The organism is Cryobacterium ruanii (genome assembly GCF_004404055.1).
Taxonomy (GTDB): Bacteria; Actinomycetota; Actinomycetes; order Actinomycetales; family Microbacteriaceae; genus Cryobacterium; species Cryobacterium ruanii.
The window spans coordinates 64,899-81,875 of sequence record NZ_SOHK01000004.1; the positions used below are offsets into that span (position 1 = coordinate 64,899).

The 16,977-nt window shown below is 65.7% G+C and carries 18 protein-coding genes, 1 tRNA gene and 1 pseudogene; 7 read left to right on the top strand and 13 right to left on the bottom strand.

The annotated features are described in order from the left end of the window. Positions 1-13: 13 nt before the first annotated feature. The 9 genes from E3T47_RS01040 to E3T47_RS01080 form a co-directional block, all read right to left on the bottom strand. The gene (locus E3T47_RS01040; protein ID WP_174844620.1) at positions 14-1,237 is read right to left on the bottom strand and encodes an acetyl-CoA C-acetyltransferase; all 1,224 of its coding nucleotides are present in this window, start codon (positions 1,235-1,237) and stop codon (positions 14-16) included. Next, complete coding sequence (locus E3T47_RS01045; protein ID WP_134553798.1) at positions 1,234-1,908, bottom strand: 3-oxoacid CoA-transferase subunit B; 675 nt, start codon at positions 1,906-1,908, stop codon at positions 1,234-1,236. Before E3T47_RS01045 ends, E3T47_RS01040 begins: the two co-directional genes overlap by 4 nt. After that, positions 1,908-2,702 (bottom strand): CoA transferase subunit A, encoded by a 795-nt coding sequence (locus E3T47_RS01050; protein WP_134553799.1) that lies wholly within the window; start codon positions 2,700-2,702, stop codon positions 1,908-1,910. The genes E3T47_RS01045 and E3T47_RS01050 overlap by 1 nt, the downstream gene beginning before the upstream one ends. 11 nt (positions 2,703-2,713) lie before the next feature. Continuing rightward, complete coding sequence (pcaDC, locus tag E3T47_RS16635) at positions 2,714-4,009, bottom strand: bifunctional 3-oxoadipate enol-lactonase/4-carboxymuconolactone decarboxylase PcaDC (protein WP_134553800.1); 1,296 nt, start codon at positions 4,007-4,009, stop codon at positions 2,714-2,716. After that, entirely contained in the window at positions 4,006-5,475 is a 1,470-nt protein-coding gene (locus E3T47_RS01060; RefSeq protein ID WP_134553801.1) for a lyase family protein, read from the bottom strand. The genes pcaDC and E3T47_RS01060 overlap by 4 nt, the downstream gene beginning before the upstream one ends. Further along, positions 5,468-6,082, bottom strand: a complete 615-nt coding sequence (pcaG, locus tag E3T47_RS01065; protein WP_134553802.1) for a protocatechuate 3,4-dioxygenase subunit alpha — start codon at positions 6,080-6,082, stop codon at positions 5,468-5,470. Before pcaG ends, E3T47_RS01060 begins: the two co-directional genes overlap by 8 nt. Beyond that, positions 6,075-6,875 carry a protocatechuate 3,4-dioxygenase subunit beta gene (gene pcaH / locus E3T47_RS01070; protein ID WP_134553803.1) on the bottom strand — a complete coding sequence of 267 codons (801 nt, stop codon included), beginning with the start codon at positions 6,873-6,875 and terminating at the stop codon, positions 6,075-6,077. The genes pcaG and pcaH overlap by 8 nt, the downstream gene beginning before the upstream one ends. Before the next feature lie 14 nt (positions 6,876-6,889). Further along, positions 6,890-8,074 (bottom strand): 4-hydroxybenzoate 3-monooxygenase, encoded by a 1,185-nt coding sequence (locus E3T47_RS01075; RefSeq protein ID WP_134553804.1) that lies wholly within the window; start codon positions 8,072-8,074, stop codon positions 6,890-6,892. A 101-nt stretch (positions 8,075-8,175) separates the two neighbouring features. Further along, positions 8,176-9,003, bottom strand: a complete 828-nt coding sequence (locus E3T47_RS01080; protein ID WP_134553805.1) for an IclR family transcriptional regulator — start codon at positions 9,001-9,003, stop codon at positions 8,176-8,178. 173 nt (positions 9,004-9,176) lie between these two features. On the opposite strand from E3T47_RS01080, the gene E3T47_RS01085 reads away from it, so the two are divergent. The 5 genes and pseudogenes from E3T47_RS01085 to E3T47_RS16205 all read left to right on the top strand — a co-directional run. Further along, positions 9,177-10,139 (top strand): ABC transporter substrate-binding protein, encoded by a 963-nt coding sequence (locus E3T47_RS01085; protein ID WP_134553806.1) that lies wholly within the window; start codon positions 9,177-9,179, stop codon positions 10,137-10,139. Positions 10,140-10,190: 51 nt separating this feature from the next. After that, positions 10,191-10,994 (top strand): ABC transporter permease, encoded by an 804-nt coding sequence (locus E3T47_RS01090; RefSeq protein ID WP_134553807.1) that lies wholly within the window; start codon positions 10,191-10,193, stop codon positions 10,992-10,994. Next, positions 10,991-11,764 (top strand): ABC transporter permease, encoded by a 774-nt coding sequence (locus tag E3T47_RS01095; RefSeq protein WP_134553808.1) that lies wholly within the window; start codon positions 10,991-10,993, stop codon positions 11,762-11,764. Before E3T47_RS01090 ends, E3T47_RS01095 begins: the two co-directional genes overlap by 4 nt. Further along, positions 11,754-12,614 carry an ABC transporter ATP-binding protein gene (locus tag E3T47_RS01100; RefSeq protein ID WP_241981838.1) on the top strand — a complete coding sequence of 287 codons (861 nt, stop codon included), beginning with the start codon at positions 11,754-11,756 and terminating at the stop codon, positions 12,612-12,614. The genes E3T47_RS01095 and E3T47_RS01100 overlap by 11 nt, the downstream gene beginning before the upstream one ends. A gap of 275 nt (positions 12,615-12,889) precedes the next feature. Continuing rightward, positions 12,890-13,060, top strand: a pseudogene (locus tag E3T47_RS16205) (IclR family transcriptional regulator); the annotation flags it as partial. A gap of 57 nt (positions 13,061-13,117) precedes the next feature. Here E3T47_RS16205 and E3T47_RS01110 read toward each other — a convergent pair. The 4 genes from E3T47_RS01110 to galU all read right to left on the bottom strand — a co-directional run bounded on the left by E3T47_RS01110 (position 13,118) and on the right by galU (position 15,912). Then, positions 13,118-13,193 (bottom strand) — tRNA-Ala (locus E3T47_RS01110). 79 nt (positions 13,194-13,272) lie between these two features. Further along, the gene (locus E3T47_RS01115) at positions 13,273-14,202 is read right to left on the bottom strand and encodes a hypothetical protein (RefSeq protein WP_134553809.1); all 930 of its coding nucleotides are present in this window, start codon (positions 14,200-14,202) and stop codon (positions 13,273-13,275) included. A 105-nt stretch (positions 14,203-14,307) separates the two neighbouring features. Continuing rightward, entirely contained in the window at positions 14,308-14,967 is a 660-nt protein-coding gene (locus tag E3T47_RS01120) for a GNAT family N-acetyltransferase (protein ID WP_134553810.1), read from the bottom strand. A gap of 51 nt (positions 14,968-15,018) precedes the next feature. Beyond that, positions 15,019-15,912 (bottom strand): UTP--glucose-1-phosphate uridylyltransferase GalU, encoded by an 894-nt coding sequence (gene galU, locus E3T47_RS01125; RefSeq protein ID WP_134553811.1) that lies wholly within the window; start codon positions 15,910-15,912, stop codon positions 15,019-15,021. Positions 15,913-15,946: 34 nt separating this feature from the next. On the opposite strand from galU, the gene E3T47_RS01130 reads away from it, so the two are divergent. Next, the gene (locus E3T47_RS01130) at positions 15,947-16,525 is read left to right on the top strand and encodes a 5-formyltetrahydrofolate cyclo-ligase (RefSeq protein ID WP_134553812.1); all 579 of its coding nucleotides are present in this window, start codon (positions 15,947-15,949) and stop codon (positions 16,523-16,525) included. Positions 16,526-16,632: 107 nt separating this feature from the next. Continuing rightward, positions 16,633-16,974, top strand: a complete 342-nt coding sequence (locus tag E3T47_RS01135) for an FmdB family zinc ribbon protein (protein ID WP_134553813.1) — start codon at positions 16,633-16,635, stop codon at positions 16,972-16,974. Positions 16,975-16,977 lie beyond the last annotated feature (3 nt).

Genomic DNA, 16,977 nt, shown 5'->3' on the forward strand with positions numbered 1-16,977 from the left:
GAAACGCATGCTGTTACGCGCGCTCGAAGACGGCCGCAAGTCCTTGCCCGCCGCCGATACACATGGTTTCGAGCAGGTAGCGGCCCTCGGTGCGCTGTAGGTGGCGGCTCGCGGTGGCGAGAATGCGGGCGCCGGTCGCGCCGACCGGGTGGCCGAGCGAGATGCCGGAGCCATTGACGTTGGTGCGTGCCCAGTCTTCCAGGGTGAAGTTCCACTCCCGGCTGACCGCGAGCACCTGAGCGGCGAAGGCCTCGTTGAGCTCGATCAGGTCGATGTCGGCGAGAGTGAGTCCGGCACGCTCGAGCGCGAGCTTCGTCGCGGGCACCGGGCCGAGGCCCATGCGTGAGGGTTCGACGCCGGCGCGCGCCCAAGAGACGAGGCGCACGACCGGGGTGAGGCCGAGCGCGGCGGCGCGTTCCGGGGTGGTCACGATGCACGCGGCGGCCGCATCGTTTTGCCCGCTCGCGTTGCCGGCGGTGACGGTGGCGGCGGCATCCGCTTTGCCCATGATCGGTTTGAGGCCGGCGAGGGCCTCGAGGGTGGTTTCGCGGGGGGTCTCGTCAACGGACACGACGACGGGACCCTTGCGGCCGGGCACGGTGACCGGCACGATCTCATCGAGAAAGCGGCCGTCCGCGACGGCGGCGAGGGCGCGACGCTGAGATTCCACGGCGAGTTCGTCTTGTTCGACGCGGTCGAGGGAGTAGTCGCGGCGCAGGTTCTCAGCGGTTTCGAGCATACCGCCGGGAACCGGGTAATGGCGTCCGCCGGCGGTTTCCCGGCCGCGGCCGAGGGCGTCGCGCAGCAGCACACCGGCGGTTCCAGCCAGACCCCAGCGGGAATCGACCGTGTACAGCGGGGCCTGGCTCATGACGTCGACGCCGCCGGCGATGAGCAGGTCACTCACGCCGGTCTGCACCTGCATAGCGGCGTCGAGGATGGCCTGCAGGCCGCTGCCGCAACGCCGGTCGACCTGCACGCCTCCGACGGTGACGGGCAGGCCGGCGTTCAGGGCGGCGACACGGGCAACCGGCGCGGCCTCGGCCGAGGGATAGGCCTGGCCGAAGATGACGTCGTCGACGAGGGCGCCGTTCAGATTAGTGCGTTCGATCAGCGCGGTGATGACCGCTGCGGCGAGATCGGCCGGCGCGACGGTCTTGAACGCGCCGCCGAAACGCCCGATCGGGGTGCGGAGCGGTTCGCAGATGACGACCCGTCGCAGCGCGGTCGGCGTCATTCGGCCGCTCGTATCAGCGTCGTGATCGTGGTCGGCGGCGTCGGCACGAGCAGGGCCGCCTCGGTCGCGGCCTGCACGTCGTCGACGGTGACGCCGGGCGCGACCTCGCGCAGCACGAGGCCCCCGGGGGTAACGTCGATGACGGCGAGGTCGGTGATGATGCGGGTGACGACGGCTTTGCCGGTGAGCGGCAGGTCGCAGATCTTCTTGATCTTGAAGTCGCCGGATTTGGTCACGTGTTCCATCACGACAATAACGGTGTCGGCGCCGTGCACGAGGTCCATCGCGCCGCCCATGCCCTTGATCATCTTGCCGGGCACCGCCCAGTTGGCGATATCACCCGCGACGCTCACTTGCATGGCACCGAGCACAGCAACGTCGATGAGGCCGCCGCGGATCATTCCAAAACTCTGCGCCGAATCGAAGTAGGCCGCGCCCGGGTTGACGGTGACGGTTTCCTTGCCGGCGTTGATCAGTTTGGGATCGGCCTCACCCTCCCACGGGTAGGGTCCGACGCCGAGCACACCGTTTTCGGAGTGCAATACGACGTGTATGCCCTCGGGTAGGAAGTTCGGAATGAGCGTCGGCAGACCAATGCCCAAATTGACATAGGAGTCGGGGGCGAGTTCCTGGGCGGCGCGGGCCGCCATCTCGTTGCGGGTGAGGGCCATCAGTTCGCTCCAACTTCTGTTGCCGGCCGCGGCCGCGTCGTGGTCTTCTCGATCGGCAGGTCGGCGGCGTCCACCGCGCCGAGCTGCACGATGCGGTTCACATAGATGCCGGCGAGGTGCACCTGGTCGGGGTCGATCTGGCCGGGTTCGACCAGTTCGTCGACCTCGGCGATGGTGATGCGGCCAGCCATGCCGGCGACCGGGTTGAAGTTGCGAGCCGATTTCTCGAACACGAGGTTGCCGTGCCGGTCGCCCTTGGCTGCGCGCACGAGGGCGTAGTCGGTGACGATGGCCTCTTCGAGAACGTATTCCTTCTCACTGCCGAGCGAGGAGAAGCGGCGGGTTTCCTTCGGCGGGCTCGACACGGTCACCGTGCCGTCGGGGCCGTAGCGCCAGGGCAGTCCGCCGTCGGCGACCATGGTGCCGACGCCGCTCGCGGTGAAGAACGCCGGAATTCCGGTGCCACCGGCCCGCAGCCGCTCGGCGAGGGTGCCCTGCGGGCTGAGCTCGACCTCGAGTTCACCACCGAGGTAACGGCGAGCGAAGTCCTTGTTCTCGCCAATGTAGGAGGCGATCACCCGGGCGATGCGACCCTCGCGCAGCAGTTCGCCGAGCCCCCAGCCGTCGACGCCGCAGTTGTTCGACGCGACGTGCAGGTTGGTGCTGCCGAGAGCGAGCAGCGCTCGAATGAGCACGATCGGCACGCCGACCAAGCCGAAACCGCCAACGGCGAGCGAGGCACCGTCGGGAATATCGGCGACGGCGGCCGCGGCGGAGGGGTAGGTCTTATCCATATGCTGGTCCTTTAGCTCGGCCGAATGGCAGTGTCGTCGGAATCGTCGGGTGTGGAGCCACGACCGGGGTCGGGCGAAGCAGCCGCGGCTGCGGCATCAAGCCCCGCGAAGGTCGTGCGGGCCACGGCGAAGGCGGCATTGGCGGCCGGCACGCCCGCGTAGATCGCGGTGTGCATAATGGCCTCGCTGATCTCGGCGCGGGTCAGCCCGTTGGTCAGGGCGGAACGCACGTGCAGCGCAAGCTCGACTTCGTGCCCGCCGGTAACGAGCGCGGCGATGGTCAAAAAACTGCGGGTGCGCCGGTCAAGGCCCGGCCTGGTCCAGATCTCACCCCAGGCATAGCGGGTGATGAAGTCCTGGAACGCCGCGGTTTCGGGGGTGATCGCGGCGTTGGCCGCATCGACGTGGGTGTCGCCGAGTACCGCGCGGCGCACCACCATGCCGTCAGCATAAGCGGATGTTGCGGTGCGGCTCGCCGGCAGCGGTTCGGCCGGCTGCGTCGCCGCAAATCCGATGCCAGCACCGGGCGCCCCCGCCACCCACTCCCCCAGCAGCGCGGCGACCTCTGCCGGACGCTCGAGCGACGGCAGGTGCGCGGCACCGGCCAGCTCGATGGCGCGGGCGCCGACGATGCGCGCAGCCAGCTCCTGCAGCTGCGCGGTCGGTGTCACCGAATCGAACTCGCCGGAGATGCACAGCACGGGCGTGCGGATGCCGCTGAGGGCATCGGTTTGGTCGAACAGAGCGAGCGCTTCGCAGGCGAGCGCGTAGGATTCGTCGTCGATGTCGAGCAACTGGTTGAGCGCATGGGCGCCGGCCTGAGGATCGCGGCCGAGAAAGTCGGGGGCGAACCAGCGGGCGGCGCTGCCTGCCACGAGCGAGGGGGTACCGCTCGCCCGCACCCCGGCAGCCCGTTCGGTCCACGCATCGAAGGTGCCGATCTTCGCGCCGGAGCAGAACACCGCGAGGCTCGCGAGGCGCGCCGGATGGTTGACGGCGAGGGCGAGGCCGATAGCGCCGCCCAACGAGATTCCGGCATAAGAGAAGGTGTCGACATCGATCGAATTGATCAGGCCGACGACGGCGTCGGCGACCTCCTCGATCGTGAAGGCGGTAGACGCTTTCGGGCTGAACCCGTGCCCGGGCAGGTTGAAGCAGAGTACCCGGTGGGTTGCGGCGAGCACCGGCACGACACCGGCCCAAAGGTCGGTGGTGGTGCCGAGCGAAGGCCCGAGCACGATCAGGGGTGCGTTGGCGTCGCCGTTTCGCGCCAGCTCGATGGTGCACAGAATGACGGGCTGGCTCATGCGATCCTCACGTCGTTGGACAAGGGGCCTGCTTCGACGATACCGTCTCGGTCTGACACGGCCGCTCGTTGGCGAAAGCTGCGCACGACCCGGTCGATGCCAGCCGTGGACTGGCCCGGCTCGCCCTCGTAGCTGAAGGCCGCCCAGATCTGGGCACGCAGCGCGTCGGTGCAGCCCTCGGCGATGAGGATGCTCGCGAGCACGACCTGCAGCGGCCGGTTGGTGACGAAGGCTTCCTGCGAGGCACGTTCCACGAGCGCGAAGGCGGTGGTCTTGCCGACAGCGCCGGCCAGAATCGTAGTGACCCGCTCGCTAAACACGAGCCCGTCGGTGAGGTCGAGGTTGGCGCGCATCCGATCCGGGTCGACGTCGAGGCGGGCCGCGAGCGACGCCGCACCGGTCACCGCCGAGATGGTGAGCCGTTCGAGCACCCGAAGCGACTGCCATTCGGCATGCCAGGCCCCGCTCGGGCGCTGGTCTTCGGCCAGCATGCTGCCATAGAGGGTGGATGCGAGGCCCGGCGTCTGCAGCGCCGCTGCCGTGATCAGCACGGCCGAGACCGGGTTGCGTTTGTGCGGCATGGCACTGGATCCGCCCTGGCCGGGAGCCAGGCGCTCGCTGAGCTCGGCGATCTCGGTGCGGGAGAGCACCGACACGTCGAGCGCGATAGTGCCGGCGACACCGGTCGCGGCCGCGAGCACAGAGGCGAGTTCGGAGATGACGACGCGGTTGGTGTGCCAGCTCAGGCGCGGTACGACCAGGCCGGTGTGGTGGGCAAACCGCTCCAGAACGGAGTCGAGAACGTCGGCGGTGACCGCGTCGCTGCGGCGGGTCCTGGCGATTTCGGTGATCACGGCAAGGTTGCCGACCGCGCCGCCGAGCTGCACGGGTAGGGTATCGCGCATTCCGTCCAGGCGGGTGACGATGAGCAACACGGCGTCGAGCCAGCCGGCCGCGACGAAGCCGAAGCTCGTCGGCGAGGCCTGCTGACCGAGGGTGCGACCACTCATCACGGTGCCACGGTGTTCATCGGCGAGGTCGGCGAGCGTTCCTCCGAGGGAATCGAGCTGATGGATCAGCTCGCAGGTCACCCGGTGTGCCACGATCATGGCGGCCGTGTCGAGTATGTCCTGGCTGGTCGCGCCGACGTGGATGTGGTCGGACGCCCCGGCCCGCACCTTCTCGGCCGCGCGTCCGAGGTGTTTCACGAACGGGATCACTGGGTTTCCGCCGTTTCGGGCTTCGGCGGCGATCGCGCCGAGGTCGAACTGATCAGCGTCGGCGAGCACGTCGCAGACCGCGAGCATCCACTTGGGGGCCAGTTCGGCGTCGACGAGCGCGCGGGTGAGCGCGAGCTCGGCGTCCACCATCGCCTGCAGCCACGCCTGGTCGCTAGTCAGCTCTGACTCCCGGGTGCCGTGGCTCAGCGGGTTGAGCAGCCCGGCATCAAAACTGTAGTTAGGCATCGAAGTCCAGAAAAACGGTCTCGTTCTCGCCCTGCACGCGAATGTCGAAGCGGTACGACTCGGCCCCCCCGACGATTCCCTCTGACACGCAGATGAGCGTGTCGCGGCGTTCGGCGGGCAGAGCGCCCAGCACGGCGTCGGTCTGGTGCAGTGCGGCATCCTCGGCGAAGTAGGCACGGGTGAACAGGTGGTGGGTGATTCCGCGGGCGAACAGGGTCACCAGAATGTAGGGCGCTGCCGCCCCGGCGGCCCCGGGCTTGAGCGTCGTGAAGGTGTAGTGGCCGCCGATCGTGGTGGCGCAGCGCCCGAACCCGGTGAAAGTGAAGCCGTCGCGGTCGATGCTGCTGAGTTCTCGGCTGAGCGTACCGCTCTCGTCGGCTTGCCAGATCTCGAGCAGGGCGTCGAGGATCGGCTCGCCATCGCCGTCGGTGATAGTACCGTGAAAGCGGATGGCGCGGGGATGGTACCCGGGAACCAGTTGCGGTCCGCCGTCATAGGGCAGGGCGTAGCCGTAGAACGGGCCGACCGTCTGCGAGGGGGTCTGCAGCGCTGGCTTCTGCGGGGCGGGAGTAGGCACGGCGGCAGCCACTTCGACGAAATCAGTCATGGTCTTCTTCGCTTTCCATCCAGGTCGACTTGGGTCCGGTGAGCACGATGTCCCAGCGGTATCCGAGCGAGAACTCGGGCACGCTCAGGCTGTGGTCGTACTGCCCGACCAGGCGCGCGCGAGCATCAGCATCGGCGATCGACTGGTAGATCGGGTCGAGCGCGAACAGCGGGTCACCGGGAAAGTACATCTGCGTGATCAGGCGCTGCGTGAACGCGGTGCCAAACAGCGAGAAGTGGATGTGCGCGGGTCGCCACGCATTCATGTGGTTTTTCCACGGGTACGGTCCGGGCTTGATCGTGGTGAACGAGTACTCTCCCATGGAGCCGGTGATGGCACGGCCGACCCCGGTGAAATTGGGGTCGAGCGGAGCCGGGTGCTGGTCGCGTTTGTGCACGTAGCGGCCGCCGGCGTTGGCCTGCCACACTTCGATCAGCTGGTGCCGCACGGCACGGCCCTCACCGTCGAGCACCCGGCCACTCACGGTCATCCGTTCGCCGATCGGTTCGCCGGCGTGCTGAATGGTGAGGTCGCTCTCGAGCACGTTGACGTCGGTATGGCCGAATGCGGGCGAGACGCGTTCGACCTCTTCCGGATCGACGCGCACGAGCTCGTGGGTGGGGTACCGCAGCAGGGAACTGCGGTACGGGGCGTAGTCGCGGCGCGGCTGCAGCTCGGGCGAGCCACCGGCGGCGACGCGCGCTGCGGCATCCGCTTCGATCGTTTCGATCTCGGCGGTGATCTCGTTCTGGGTCGCCGGGCCGGTGCCGGGGCGTGAGGCGGTGTGGCTCATGGTGTCCTCGATTTCTACTGGAGCAGGAGGCCGGTGTACTGCTCGGCTAACATGCGCTGGGCAAGCGGGGAATGGGTGACATAGTCGAGCTGGCCGAGCTGGCTGCGGTAGTCGAAGGCTCCGGTCTGCAGGTCACCGGGGCTGGTATGCAGCATCTCCGTCATCCAACGGGAGAACTGCTGCACCCGCCATTGCCGGGCCAGCGCGGTCTCGCTGTAGCTGCTGAGCAGGGTTTCGTTGTTCGCGTAGAACGCGGTGAGCGCCGCGGCAAGCTGGGTGACGTCGGAGATGGCCGAGTTGAGGCCCTTCGCGCCGGTCGGCGGCACGATGTGGCCGGCGTCGCCGACCAGGAACAGGTTGCCGTAGGCGAGACGGGAGGCGACGAAGCTGCGCATCGGGGTGATCGACTTGTCGGTGATCGGGCCTTCATTCAGGGTCCAGCCCGGGGTGCTGAGCCGGGTGTGCAGCGCCTCCCAGATGCGGGAATCGGACCACTGCGCGATATCGTCGGCCGGGTCGACCTGCAGGTACAGGCGGGAGACGACCGGCGAGCGCATCGAGAGCATCGCGAACCCGTCTTCGTGCAGGGCATAGACCAACTCGTCGGAGGACGGGGCGACGTCGGCAAGGATTCCGAGCCAGGCGTAGGGATAGCTGCGGTCGAACAGGGTGATCTCTTCGGTGGGGATCGACGCGCGGCAGATGCCATGAAAACCGTCGGCGCCCACGACGAAGTCGGCGTCGATGGTGTGCTGCGCGCCATCGTGCACGAACGTCACACATGGGTGCTTGGTCAGGAGGCCATCGACGGCCACATCGGACGCTTCGTAGTAGATCGTCGACCCGGCGGCGGCGTGCGCGGTGGCGAGGTCTTTCACGACCTGCTGCTGGCCGTACACAGTGACGGTGCGGCCGATCAGCTCGTTGAAGTTCACGTTGTGTCGCTCGCCGGCGTACTGCAGAAAGATGCCGTCGTGCTGCAGGCCCTCAGATGCGAGGCGGTCGCCTAGCCCGAGGCGGGTGAGCGTTTCGACCGAGCCCTGTTCCAGTACACCGGCCCGGATGCGGGCGAGCACGTACTCCTGCGAGCGGTTTTCGACGACGATCGAATCGATGCCGGCTTCGCGAAGGGCCCAGCTCAGGAGAAGGCCTGCGGGACCGGCGCCGATGATGGCGACGCGGGTGGTTTCGTGGGGCACAGGTTCTCCAAGCGACGATGACAGGGGTGTTGTGATCAGTGTGCTGCGCTGCGCGCGGGCGCGTTGCAATGTTTCCACTCAGTGAAAATGTCGACAATCCATCACTGCTGGGCACGCCGGTATCCCAACGCCCGGCTGACCCCCTGCGCAGCCAGACGTACGGCTTGCTCCTGCTCTGGGTCGACCGTGTCGGTGGTGCGGGTCACGACGGACACGGCCGCTACCACTTGGCCGGTGCGGTCACGAATGGGGGCAGCGAGAGAACTCGAGCCGGCGGTCATCTCCTCGGACATGCGAGCGATGCCCAGCAAGCGAATCTCGGCGAGCCGCTTTCGCACTGCCTCTGGCTCGGTGACCGTGCGCGGCAGAAAGCGCTGCAGGCTCGTGGCGAGATATTCCTGCACCACATCGGTCGGCGCATAGGCCAACAGCACCAGCCCAACCCCGGTCGAGTGCAGCGGCAGGCGCGCACCGACCCGCGAAATCAGGCGCACTGCGTGATGGCCCGAGAGCTTCTCCAGGTACAGCGCGTCACGCCCGTCGAGAATAGCGAGGTGCACGTGTTCGCGCGTCGTCTCATAGAGGTCCTCCAGGTAGGGCAGCGCGATGGTGCGCAGGTTACGAGCGGTCGGGGTCTGCACGCCGACTTCCCACAGCTTCATGCCGAGTGAGTATTGGCCGTTCTCGTGTTTGCTCAGGCCGCCCCAGCTGACCCACTCGGCCACGAGACGATGTGTGGTCGAAAGCGGCAGGCCAGCGCGTTGAGCGATGGCTGTCAGGGTGAGGGTAAGTGAGGTCGCTCCAGCGGGCGCGGCGAAGGCGTCGAGAATGGCGAAGAGCCGGGCCGCGACGGATCGATCGTCGACGGCGGCACTGTGCCCGTCTACCCCGTCGTCGTTGGTGCGCTTCTGTACTGGTTTTCCGCTCATTACCCGCCACGCTACCGGGATCCGCCCAGTACTTCCACTGGACGGAAGCGCATGTTTTCGGGGTGAAATCCATGGCTAATCTCCAATTAGAGCCGATCAGTCTTTCTGACCCATGCTTACAGCGCCCAAACACCCACAGCAGCACGATTCGCACCACCACACAATGGAGTGACATGAAGAAAATGCTCGTGATCGGATTTGCCGCGGCATCCGTCATCGCCCTCAGCGCCTGCTCGGCCGGCGCCGACACCGCAGCCCCCGCCGGCAGCGACGAATTCACCCCCATCACGGTGGGGGTCATCCCCATCGCCGACACTGCGCCCCTTTACCTGGGCCTCGAACAGGGCTTCTTCGAAGATGAGGGACTCGACCTCACAATTGAAACCGCCACCGGCGGCGCCGCCATCGTTCCCGCTGTCGTCAGCGGCGACTACCAGTTCGGCTTCAGCAACCTCGGCTCGCTCATGGTCGCCAACGATAAAGGCCTACCGCTCAAGCTGGTCAATTCAGCCGTCGCGTCGACCGGGGACGTCACCAGCGACATGGGCGCCATCGTCGTCAGCGGCGATTCGGCCATTGAGACCCTCGCCGACTTGAACGGCAAGACCGTTTCGACCAACAGCCTCAATAATCTCCTCGATACCGTCGCACGCAGCACGATTGACAGCGCCGGTGGCGACTCGTCGACCGTCTCGTTCGTCGAGATCCCCTTCCCTGATGCCAGCGCCGCCGTGGAAAACAGCCAGGTCGACGCCGCCTTCGTCGTTGAGCCGTTCGTCACGGCAGCAGTGGAAAACGGCAACCGCGTTCTCGCCTACAGTTTCTCGGAATTTGAAGCCGACCTCGACATCGCCGCCTATTTCTCCTCTGCCGCAACCGTTGAGAGCGACCCGGAACTCGTGGACAAGTTTCAGGCAGCGATGAAGAAGTCGCTGCAATACGCTCAGGCCAACCCCGACGCCGTGCGGGCGATCATCGCGACTTACACCAAGACGCCGCCCGAGGTGCTCGCAAAGATCGTGCTGCCGAAGTTCCCCACCGAGTTCAACGTGGACGCCGTCACGGCGCTTGGCCAGGCGGCCCTCAAGTACGGCGTGGTCGAGACCGCGCCCGACATGAGCAGCTTCCTGCCGTAATCGACAGCATCCATTTGAGTCGCACCGACCACGAGGAAGTGGCTTGCCAGTATGAGAAAGCAACCTAGCGCTGCTGCCGGGCCCAGGGCGAAAGCTTTGGGCCTGGGCATCGGCGGAATTATCCTGTTCTTCCTGATCTGGGAAGCCACTCCCCGCCTCGGCCTGGTTAGCGACCGCTATCTACCGCCGGCGAGCGAGGTACTCGTGCGCCTCGGCCAGTACCTCACCGAAGCCGCATTCTGGAAGGATGTCGCCGACACTATGACGAGCTGGGCCCTGGGCCTTGCCATCGCCACGGTCGCCGCGATCATCGTGGGACTCATCATCGGTTCCAGCCGGTTTCTGCGCCGCGCCACCCACACCACAATCGAGTTTTTGCGCCCGATCCCGTCGGTCGCACTGATTCCGCTCGCCGTGCTGATCTTCGGTACCAGCATCGAGTCGACGCTGCTGCTGGTCGTCTACGCCTCCTTCTGGCAGGTGCTGCTGCAACTGCTTTACGGCATCGCCGATGTGGATGCCGTAGCCAACGACACCGCCAAGAGTTACGGCCTCGGCCGTCTCGCTCGGGTGCGCTATGTGATCTGGCCCACCGCCTTGCCCTATCTGATGACCGGGTTGCGCTTGGCCGCGGCAGTCGCCCTGATTTTGGCGATCACCGCCGAACTCATCATCGGCACCCCGGGCCTGGGCAAGCAGATCGCGCTCACCCAATCCGGCGGCGCCATCTCTTCGATGTATGCCCTCGTGCTGGCCACCGGCATGATCGGCGTTCTCATCAATCTTGCCGCCCGCATCCTTGAAAAACGGGTGTTGTCCTGGCATCCCTCCGTAAGAGGGGAGGTCGTACTGTGAGTCCCCTCAAGCGTGTCGCCTACTTTTTCGGTCTGCCCATTCTGCTTATCGTGCTCTGGTGGGCGCTCTCGTTCGGGTCGACGAACTTCTTCGTGCCCAAGCCCATCGAACTCGCCCAGACTCTGTGGACCACTTGGATCGGTGACCGCTTCGTCGAAGACGTGCTGCCAAGCCTCGGCCGCCTCGCGGTCGGCTTGTTCTTCGCGATCGGCCTCGGCATCGTGCTCGGCCTGCTCATCGGATCCACGCGCTGGCTGCGCAACCTGCTCGAGCCACTCCTCGAATTCTTTCGCGCCATCCCACCGCCGGTGCTCGTGCCACTGCTCATGCTGCTCATCGGCGTCAACGACAGCATGAAGGTTGCCGTCATCATCTCCGGCTCGATCTGGCCAGTGCTGCTCAACACCGTCGAGGGCGTGCGCGCCGTCGACTCCGTGCTGAACGACAGCTGCCGCAGCTTCGGTATTCGCGGTTTCGCGCGCATCCGCTATTTCGTGCTTCCCGCAGTGACACCGCAGATCATGGCCGGAGTGCGCCAATCACTGTCGATCGGCCTGATTCTCATGGTGATCAGCGAAATGTTTGCCTCCTCCTCGGGACTGGGCTTCACCATCGTGCAGTTCCAGCGCAACTTCGCCATCCCCGAGATGTGGAGCGGAATCGTCGTGCTCGGCCTGATCGGCCTGGGCCTGGCCATCATCTTTCAATTCGTCGAACGACGGGTACTGCACTGGTACCACGGTCTGAAGGAGATCACTCATGACAGTTAACGAGCCCACCAAGAACCAGCCCGTCGAAACCGTGCCAATGCTCTCAGTGCGCGGCCTGCAAAAGATCTACGCGGTACCCGGCGGTGAAGTCGAGGCCGTGCGCGACCTCACCTTCGACCTCGCCGAGGGCGAACTGGTTTGCCTCGTCGGGCCCTCCGGTTCGGGCAAGACCACGCTGCTCAAGTGCATCTCCGGCCTGATGGAACAGACCAGCGGCACCGTCGAGTTGAACGGCAGCAGCGTCACCGGTCCGCCGAAATCGATGGCCGTCGTCTTTCAGGAATACGGCCGCAGCCTCTTTCCTTGGATGACCGTGCACGCGAACGTGGAACTGCCACTGAAGAACCAGAAAGTTCCCAAGGCCGAACGCGCCGCGCTGGTTGACGCCGCCCTCAAGTCGGTCGGACTCGACCATGTGCCCAAAAGTTACCCGTGGCAGCTGTCGGGCGGCATGCAGCAGCGCGTCGCGATCGCCCGCGCCGTCGCCTACCGCCCTCAGGTGCTGCTCATGGATGAGCCCTTCGCGGCCGTCGACGCGCAAACTCGCGCCGATCTTGAAGACCTCATCCGCACCATCTGGAAACAGCTTGGCGTGACGATTTTGTTCGTCACCCACGACATTGACGAGTCCGTCTATCTCGGCGAGCGCGTCATCGTGCTCTCGAGCTCGCCGACCGTCGTGCAGGAAGACCTCAAAATCGACCTGCCCGCCGAGCGCGACCAGCTCAACACGCGCGCCCTGCCCCGCTTCATGCAACTGCGCTCCCACGTCTACGCCGAGATCCAGCGCGCCAAGCTCGGCCCGGTCACCGAGCAGATCACCGCGCAGCGTAGAACCGCCGTCAAATGACCAACCCCCGTGAAGCGGATGCCCCGGCGACAGCCGCGGAGGCAGCCATTTTTGCGTCCGCATCGCACTGACTGCGGCGGATCAAGCAGGCCGAGCACGAGATCTACTGGGCCAAGCGGGGGGGCCTGCGCCCAGCAACGTGCTCAACACGGTGGATCCACGGCGCCGCCAGCAGACTGAACAGCGCGAGGCATCCCACCACTACGAAACCGCATAGGTAATCCGTAGGTCGGCCGTGCAGATCTCACCGCGCGCGGCATCTCGGCCACGCTTGCTGGGGCATGGGCGCCGCGATCTTCGACCGGAGCGGCCGCCCCGGCTAGGCGCTCTCGCTCACCGGAATCGAGCCGCGATTCAAGCCCGAGCGGCAGAAGATTCTGGGCCAGCTACTGCTCGACGAGGCCAGCCGCATCACCCAGCCCCTGCAGCGCCCCCCGATCGTCTAGCGGGCTGAACGGGGAATGAGAAAAGTCCCGACCGTGGCCGGGACTTTTCTCACAGAGTGGTGGAGCTAAGGAGATTCGAACTCCTGACCTTCTCATTGCGAACGAGACGCGCTACCAACTGCGCCATAGCCCCAAACTGCCTTTGAACAATATCACGGGCTAGCCGTCAGTTTATCCGCTTCCGGCGCGATGAGCTGATCAGACCGCGCGAATCAGACCGCGCGTCGACGACGCAGCACGGCGTCAAGGTCGGTCATGCCCGGGCTGGTCTCACCGACGATGCCCATTGACGCAAACCGGCTCGGCACCGCATCTGCTGTCGGTCGCGAGATCGGTGTGACCGCGCGGTTGGCCTCGTCGGCCAGCGCGGCGGCGCGTCGAGTGACCTCCGCCTCGGCGGCGGCCTTGCGCAATTGGTTGGCCGCTTCAACGGATGCCATCGCCGTCTGTGCGATCGATCCGCGCGAGAGATGCAGCGCACGTGGCACCGGTTGCGGCGTCCAGGTCGCCGGAGCGACCGGAGCCTCGTCGAGTTGCACGGGTTCAAACGGCTGCCCGATGAGCACGGGCAACTCCACCGGGGCTTGCACTCGCACGACGCGAGCGGAACGGGCGACCGTGGCCAGCCGCCCGAGGATGCCGAACGCGGCCACCATGACGACCCCGCCAGCGACCAGCGCGGTGAACGAGCCAGCGACGGCCGGAGCGACCCCGGCGACCGTCAGCACGAAGCCGAGCAACAAAGCCAGCGAGACCAGGGCGCGGAACCGACGAAGGCGTCGAAGTTTCTTGCCCGGCGACTCCGGCAGGCGCTGTGCGGCCGCGGCGGCCACCGCGGCGGCGGCGCGGCGCACCGAGGTGGCGGCATTTGCTACCGCCTGCGCTTCAGCCCGGGCATCATGTTCGGCCCGGGCCAGAATACGCTGCTGCTCAGCCACGGTGCGGGCAGTCGCTTCGAGCCGCACTTGCTGCGGCACCTCAGCGGTTTCCGCCAGAATACGCAGCGTCTGCTGCAATCGAACCGCATTTCGCTCGGTCGCCTGGTACTGCTTGCGACGTGACCAGGTTGGCATCAGGTAGGCCACCCAGAGCACAGCAGCCACCGCCACCATGACCCCACCACCCAATGCTTCACTACTCATGTTGACAACGGTAGGAGCCCCGAACACATCCGCCGAGGATTACTCCCGGTGTGTCACCCAAGTTAATACACTGATTCCGCCCCCGAACTGGGAAATTCTTCGCCGTCATCGGGTAATGACACGCACTGGATGCGTGGCTGACTCGAGATCTGCCGCGGTGACGCTCGCGGTATCCGCTGGAACCAGGCCGTCGTGCCAGCGGCGCATGACGCCCTGCGTGAGTTCTTCGGCCACAAGGCCGAAGCAGAAATGGTCGCGCCAGTCACCGTTGATATGAATGTAGCGACGGCGCAACCCCTCATAGCGAAAGCCTAGCTTTTCGACGACCCTCAGGCTCGCCTTGTTCTCCGGGCGAATGCAGATCTCCATGCGATGCAGCCCGAGCTGGTAGAAGCAGTAATCGGTCGCGAGCGCGACGGCCGTCGGGGTCACCGACTGGCCGGCGAACTTTTCGCTCACCCAGTAGCCGATGGTTGCCGACGACAGCGATCCCCAGGTGATCGACGACACGTTGAGCTGCCCGGCCAGTTCACCGTTCTGTTCCACGATGAATGGCAGTCCATTGCCCGTGCGGGAGTGGGTCAGCAGGCTCCGGATGCTCGCCCGCGTGTCGAACGACATCGGCGCGTAGGGGTTCGTGGCCTCCCACTTACGCAACCACGATCGGTTGGCCAGCAACTCACCCTCGAGCGCCCGCGCATCACGCAAGCGGATGGGGCGCAGGGTGACGGCACCCTCACGAAGGGTCGGAATTGCGATCGGCACGGTTCGCCTGTCTGTCGTGGGCGGGTAAGCCCGGTGGGGCTGGGTAGGGCGTTAGTCGAGCGTTGCGACGAATTCGTGCAGCCAGGGCTTGAGGTCGGCGCCGAGGTCGTCACGATCGACGGCGAGCTGCACGATGGCCTTGATGTAGTCGAGCCGGTCACCGGTGTCGTAGCGACGACCGCGAAAGATGAGTCCGTACACGCCGCCGGTGCTCTGCGGGTTGACGGCCATCTCCTGCAGGGCATCGGTGAGCTGAATCTCGTTGCCCTTGCCGGGAGGCGTGTGTTCGAGGATATCGAAGACTTCGGGGCGCAGGACGTACCGGCCGATGATGGCCAGGTTGGACGGCGCATCTTCGCTACTGGGCTTCTCGACCAGGCCGGTGATGCGCACGACATCGGGATCGTCGGTGGCCTCGACCGCGGCCGCGCCATACATGTGAATCTGCGAGGGGTCGACCTCGAGCAGCGCCACGATGCTCGCACCGCGCTTGACCTGCTCCTCGAGCATGCGGGTCAGCAGCGGGTCGCGGGCATCGATGATGTCGTCACCGAGCAGCACCGCGAACGGCTCGTTGCCCACGTGCATACGCGAGCGGAGCACGGCGTGGCCGAGGCCGCGCGGGTCACCCTGCCGTACGTAGTGGATGTCGGCGAGCTCGTTGGATTCGCGCACCTTGGCGAGCCGGGTCTGATCGCCCTTGCGTTCGAGCATCGCCTCGAGCTCGGTCATGCGGTCGAAGTGGTTCTCCAGGGCGTTCTTGTTGCGCCCGGTCACCATCAGTACGTCGCTGAGGCCGGCCGCGACGGCCTCTTCGACGACGTATTGAATGGCCGGCTTGTCGACAACGGGCAACATCTCCTTCGGCATCGCCTTGGTGGCCGGGAGGAAGCGTGTTCCGAGTCCAGCTGCGGGAATGACGGCTTTAGTTATCGGGGTACCCATGGCCACTAGGTTAGCGGCAAGTAGGATGCCTTATATGGACTCCGACACAGGTCATCGAAAGCGTGCGCTGAGAGCGGAACTACGCGAACGTCGCCAGAACCTGACCTCCTCGGAACGCGAAGCGGCTACGGCGGGCTTCACCGAAAACTTGCAAAGCCTCGTTCTCGACCTGTCAGCGCGGTCGATCTCCTGCTACCTGTCAGCACGCAATGAACCGGATACTCGACCTTTTCTCAACTGGGCCACGGCAGAAGGCATCCGTATTCTGTTTCCAATTTCGCGCGAAGACGGCCTGCTCGATTGGACCGTCGGGACGAATGAGGAAGAATTCATGGGGATTTCCGGCATGCCCGAAGCCGTGGGCACACTGCTCGGCCCGATCGCCATCAATGACGTCGACCTCATCATTGTTCCGGCGGCGGCCGTCGACGAGTCTGGCCTGCGCATGGGTTGGGGTCGCGGCTATTTCGACAAGACCCTCGGCTCGATGGAGAGATGCCCGCCGGTTTACGCCGTCGTGTTCGACAGCGAATACCTCGAGGAAGTTCCCCGCGAGGTGCACGACCAGCCGGTCAACGGCCTCGTGACGCCGACTCGAATCATTGCTTTCTGACCGTTTTTATCGCCGGTGACACCCGTTCTGAACCGGTGGGGGCTCCGGCGCGCATAACCTTAGTTCTGGCAGGCGTTTGCCTGTCGGCTCAACCAGCTGGAGATTCAGTGCCTACTTACTCTTACCGTTGCACCGAGTGCGACACCGCCTTCGACATCCAGCAGGCCTTCACCGACCACTCGCTCACGGTGTGCCCCAGCTGCCAGGGAAAATTGCGCAAGGTGTTCTCCTCGATCGGCGTGACTTTCAGCGGCTCAGGTTTCTACAGCAACGACTCCAAGTCGGATTCCAAGCGGTCCAACCCGAATCTCGACCACAAGCCGAGCGAGAAATCCGCCGAGAAGGGCGACTCGTCGGCGAGCAAGCCCGCCGAGAAGACGTCCAAGAGCACCCCCGCCAAGACGGAGTCCTCATCGCCTTCCTCCGTTCCGACCGCAAAGGCGTCTTAGAGC